Annotated in this window: 4 protein-coding genes; all 4 read right to left on the bottom strand. The window is 41.4% G+C overall.

The window, feature by feature from the left end; all coding sequences use genetic code 11:
• Positions 1 to 2,405, bottom strand: a 2,405-nt coding sequence (locus D6774_02060) for a hypothetical protein (protein RME78152.1), incomplete at its 3' end; no start/stop codon positions are given.
• 34 nt (positions 2,406 to 2,439) lie between these two features.
• Positions 2,440 to 3,102 carry a hypothetical protein gene (locus D6774_02055; GenBank protein RME78151.1) on the bottom strand — a complete coding sequence of 221 codons (663 nt, stop codon included), beginning with the start codon at positions 3,100 to 3,102 and terminating at the stop codon, positions 2,440 to 2,442.
• A gap of 28 nt (positions 3,103 to 3,130) precedes the next feature.
• Complete coding sequence (locus D6774_02050; GenBank protein ID RME78150.1) at positions 3,131 to 4,288, bottom strand: hypothetical protein; 1,158 nt, start codon at positions 4,286 to 4,288, stop codon at positions 3,131 to 3,133.
• Positions 4,285 to 5,026, bottom strand: a 742-nt coding sequence (locus D6774_02045) for a hypothetical protein (protein RME78149.1), incomplete at its 5' end; no start/stop codon positions are given. The genes D6774_02050 and D6774_02045, both read right to left, overlap by 4 nt.

Here is a 5,026-nt window from a genome sequence, read left to right as displayed (position 1 = left end):
GGTTTTGTGGTGATGCTGGATCTTGGTTTTTTCTTGATAGGTTCAAGGCATCCAACAAAGGGTGAATCTAGGTTTTTGCTAAGTTCTTCAAGATTGACTCTGTCTTTTCTTGCTTGTTCTATGACGTCATCAAAAGGCATTCCTTGCCGGTACGGTCTTCCTGTGTAGTGGATGAAATAGTATTGTATCACCATTCGGTTGGTGACTTGTTCTGTTTCTGCTACGTCAAGTTGGGCGAGAATGTGCTCATCAGTACAATGTGGCCAACCTCCACGAGGTGTTGAGAACGTAAATGCTTTTGAAGGAGTTGATGGAGTTTCAGGCAATTTGACACAGTAGGTTTTTCCTTGGTACGTGTATGCGTGATATGTTCGGGGTGGTTGTTCTATGATCTTATTATCCCACAGAACAGGAACTCCCTCAATCATGATTGCGTAGGGGTCGGGAATGGGTGAAGTGTTAGGTAAATCTCGTACGTAGAGAGGTTTTTCAATAATCTCATCGCAAGCTGAGGGTGTGCTTGTTTTTTGTTTTCTTTCTTGGTGTTGTTGAGCTAGCGCGTTTTCGCAATCCCCTGCGCAATACTCCCACTCAAACGTAACAGGTTTTCCGTTGTTGTTGTATTGGAATTGTACGATGTATACGCCAGGTTGTTCTGTGTTAAATGCGTAGAGTGTTTCACGAGTATTGGTAATATCTCCTAGGAGTACGTAGCGCAAATCGTTTCCTGTTGGTCCTGTGCGTTGCCACTTTGCACCTACGTTGAGTGTTTGCCCCACGGGTTGTTTGATATCTTTAATCCTTACACTTTGAAGGCTGGGGACTTGTGTGTTGATAACTCTTCCTTCCGGTGTGGTGTGACCTAAAACACGCAAAGGCGGGGGTTCAAAGGAGAGGGCGGCATCTTTTCCTTGCGTTTTACGTGAGTTGATAGCGTATTCTGCTTGGTGAAGTTCATTTCGAATAGACTCTTCGAGGCTGTTTGAAGAGTATGGCGAAATATCTTCACAACTGCTAATCTCGTTGTAGGCCTGTTCAATTTCTTGAGAAACATCTTCTCCTTGTAGCGCTCTTAGTTTTATGTTTGTTGCGGTTTCAAGAAGGTTTTTTCTGCAAGCAATCTCTTCTTTCCATTGTTCTTTGAGATGTTCTTGAACAACAGTTTTGTCTTCTTCTCGTGCTGATGCGAGAAGCTCTGCTTTGACAATCCTGTCGCGTTCTTGCAAGTCGTTTTGAGCTTTTGCTTGAAGAAGCATGTCACTCACGTTGCTCTCCCCAGGTGTGTCAAGAGAGGATAATTGCGAACAGGCTGTAAGTGCAGTTTGGGCTTTTGTTATTTCTTCTCGTACATCTTCTTCGTTAAGTGCTCGAAGGTAAAGAGTAATTGCATCGCCTTTCACCTTTTCGATACAGGAAAGCTCTTGAGAAAGATCTGTTTGTTGTGATTTTGTGTCTTCTACTATTTGTTGACGTTGTTGTTCTTGTCTTGCTCTGGCGATTTTTTCTCGGGCAATACTCTCAAGAAGGGTTTCTTGGTTAGATGTTTGTGCGCAACGGTCAATCTTTGCGAGAAGAATGATGGATTCAGCACGCACATCAACTCCTTGGGCTGCTTCTTGTTCAATTTGTTGAGCGGTTTCAAGAAGGGGTTTCATGCAACGTACTTCTTGTTTGGCAGCGGATGTTATTGCAAGGTTTTTCTCTTGTAATTCTGTTTGACGTTGTGTTTCAAGTTTTTGAAGATCGTCTTGAAGATCTGCTCTTAATTCATCAGGAAGCCGAGTCCTCCCGTCAACGAGGATGTTATCATCAATAAGGCCGTACACTGCGAGAAGTGATTGTAGTTCTTTTGTAAGTTTGATTTTTTGTTGCGTGTTTTGACTTCGCGCTCTCTGATTGTAGAGATCGTTGATGCGAGTGATGAGCTCTTGTTTTTTGTGTGCTTTGAGTTGTTCTTCTTCTTGTAGTAGTTCCGCTCTGGTTTTTCCTTGTGTTGCTTGTTTAAGCTCTTTTCTTGAGGGCTGCTTTTCGCGCATTTGTTCTTCAAGTTGTGCTTTGAGTTGATAGTAGTTTTCAAGAAGAAGATCTCTCTCTCCTTTGATGTGTCTGATGATTCTGTCTTTTCCAGCCCATTTTTGATAGTCTTCAACGCGGTTTTCTTGTTGTGCTAATTGTTCTAATTGTTCGAATATGCTTTTTTCTATGCTTTCTTCTCGTTCTAGTCCTCTCATAAACCATTTTTGCTCGTCGTAGGCGAGTTGTGAGAATTGAGGGTTGCTTGCAAGAAGAATCATTTTGTTGATTTGATTGAGATCTGATTGTTTGGCATAGTCAAAATTTGAGGGTTCTGTGGTGCTTTGTGTTCCACTTTGTGCCATGACGAAGATAACCGTATTTAGAAGCATGATAAGAAGTATGAATGTTATTAAGGCGTGTTTTTTAGAGCGTAACAAGGAAGCTCACCTCTTTGGATACTTGTTCTCCTGTAAGTTTATCAGTAAGTGTTGCGCGTAGAGTGTATCGTTTAAGTTCAAGTTGTGATGTGTCTATTACGTAGTGGAGTTTCTTCTTGTACTGTTCAGGTCCAACAGATTCTGCTGCATCAAGAAACTCCTCGATAACTTTTCCATCTTCATCAAGAATGTGAATGTCAAGAGTGATCCAATGTGCTTTTCCGTCTTCAAGTGGTGCAGTGGTGAATCCTGCTGCAGTTATTGTTACGAGACGTTGTGCTCCTTGGGGAATGATGTTTTCAAACTCCACAAAAGGGATGTGTAATGTCTTTTCTACGTTAACGGTGTGTTCTACGGTGGTTTTTCCTTGTTGTATGGTGATTGTGTGTTCTCCTGGGAGAAGGTCATAGGCAAGGATTGCTTTGTCTTCTCTTTCATAATCAGGTATGAAAGGTTCTGATCCGTCTACTGATACTATAAGCATTTCTGGTTTGTCAAGCTGTGCGTAGATAACATCACCTGGCTCAAAGTGAGTCTCACCATCTTGGTCTACGAGATAGTAGGAGTTTTTTGTGTTTAAAACTAGTAGGATTGCTGTGATGAGTGCGAGCAGTAAAATACTAAGTCCAAGGATTTTTTTAGCATTCATTGTGTTATAGTCATAGCTAGAGCTATAGTTAGATCCATTGTGCGTGAGAGAGTTGTATGAGGAGTTCTAGTTCTTCCTTGTTAAAACCCCATTGATCTTTGAGTTCTTTGTAAAGTTCTGCTGGTTTTTTGTGGAGCTGTTTGCCGTTGCGATCTTTGCCTTTGATGTAGTTTTCAATTGATCCAATGTATGTTTTTTCAAGCTTTGATTGCAAAGATTGTGCTTTGTCTATGTGCGAGAGTATTTTTGCGATGATACTTGGTGTTGCAGGAATTACGAGTTGTGAAGGAAGAGCGTCAAGTGCTATGAAAAAGGGAGGTGTTTTGTGAGGTAAGTGAACGAGTTTGGTAATTGTTGTGCTCACTCCTGCTGGCGAGACGAGTTTTTTTCCTTCTATTTGCGCTGCAAGTGCCTGGTCGTGCAATCCTTGTCGAACAAGTTCTTCAAGATAGGTGGTGAGCTGATCAGGACTCATTCCTTTTTTCTTCTGAATAAGGGTGTTTACGAAGCGTTCAAGAGCTTGCATATCCTCTTCTACAAAATCTTTCTTTTCAAGATCTACGTGTAGCCAGAGTCCTTCATCTGTGTGTTCAAGATGTATTGCAGGTTGAGTGAAAAATTGGTAACGTGCAATGGTGAAATCGTGTCCTTTGATTTGTATTTTCTTTCCGTGGAGGATTTTTTGAAGTTCTTCTTTATTTTCCGGTCCTTTTGCTGCTATGAGTTCTGCGAGTTCTCGAACTGTGGAGTATCTTCCTTTCTTCGCTAAGCTTTGCGCTCTTGATTCTCTTGAAGCGAGGCGTTTAATGACGGGGTCAATTTCTTTTTCAGCTATCTGCGCTTCTTGTTCAAGAATAGGGATGGTTGGGTCTATGATAGCATGTAATTCTTTGAGGAGTTGTTCAAGACGTTGCTGTTCTTGTTTTCTTTCTTCCCCTGTGAGCGCGTCACGTCTTTTTGCACCTTCTTCTATTTGTTGCAAAAGTTCTTTTGCACGTTTGTAATTAGAAAATACTGCGCGTACCTTGGTAGTAAGGTGAGTTACTTTTTCTTGGGTTGCTTGGAGCCCTACTGCATTTGCTGCAGATCTTGCTTTGTTCAAGAGCACTTCTGCTCTTTTGAGAAGTCCAAAGAGCATATCAAAGTACTTGTCTCCTTGTGCTAATTCGTCTTTAAGAGGTTTCATTTCTTCCACCTCTGTGTAAGTTTTTGAAATCGTCCTGGTTTGATTTGTTTTTTGTTCTGTTTAACCCAACGTTGTACGAGAGCAAAGTATTGGGGTAGTGTTTCTCTTCTTGACTGCGCATTTTGGGGTGTGATGTAACCATATTCTTCTAGTTTATTGACGTAATGCTCTTCGAGATAGGGTTTGAATCGTTTTATAGTTTCAAGGATTGGTTTTACATCAGTGTTTTCTAAGTCCAAGTTTAAACTGCGATTAACAAAGCGTAGAACGTCAGGAGAGTATTTTCCTTCTTGTAGGTCCCGATACTGCTTACGGTAAGGTGGATTTGCTGCTTTTCCTAGTTCTAGTAATACTGATCGTCGTACGGCTTCAAGTCCTCTTGCCTTGTCGTCCGCGTTTTGCGGGTCAATATCATCTTTGAGGTATTCGTTGTTTTCTGCGTGGCGTTTGTGATTATCAAGCCACATCTTGATATCTTCTAGTAAGTGTCTTGCATGTTCTGCGCGTTCATAATCTTGTTGTGTGAGTGTGCCTTCCTGGAGTTTTCCCTCAAGGTTTTTAGGTTTAAGTTCACGCAATAACTCGTTTAGGCGTTCTCGTAATTTATCAAAGGGTTCAAGTGTTTTGCCAAATCCCAATACTTCACTAACAAGTTGGTGCTCCTCTTTAATGAGGTATACTTTTGAGAGGTTTTTGATCTGCTCTTCTTTGCTTAAGATGTAGTTGATGAAGTGTGCG

This window comes from Candidatus Woesearchaeota archaeon (assembly GCA_003695435.1).
In the GTDB taxonomy this organism is placed as follows: domain Archaea; phylum Nanobdellota; class Nanobdellia; order Woesearchaeales; family UBA11576; genus J101.
This window is presented reverse-complemented; position numbering and strand designations above follow the sequence as displayed.

Bases quoted from the DNA above. Each gene is read 5' to 3' on its own strand.
- D6774_02055 (RME78151.1), bottom strand. From the start codon at position 3,102: ATGAATGCTAAAAAAATCCTTGGACTTAGTATTTTACTGCTCGCACTC.
- D6774_02050 (RME78150.1), bottom strand. From the start codon at position 4,288: ATGAAACCTCTTAAAGACGAATTAGCACAAGGAGACAAGTACTTTGAT.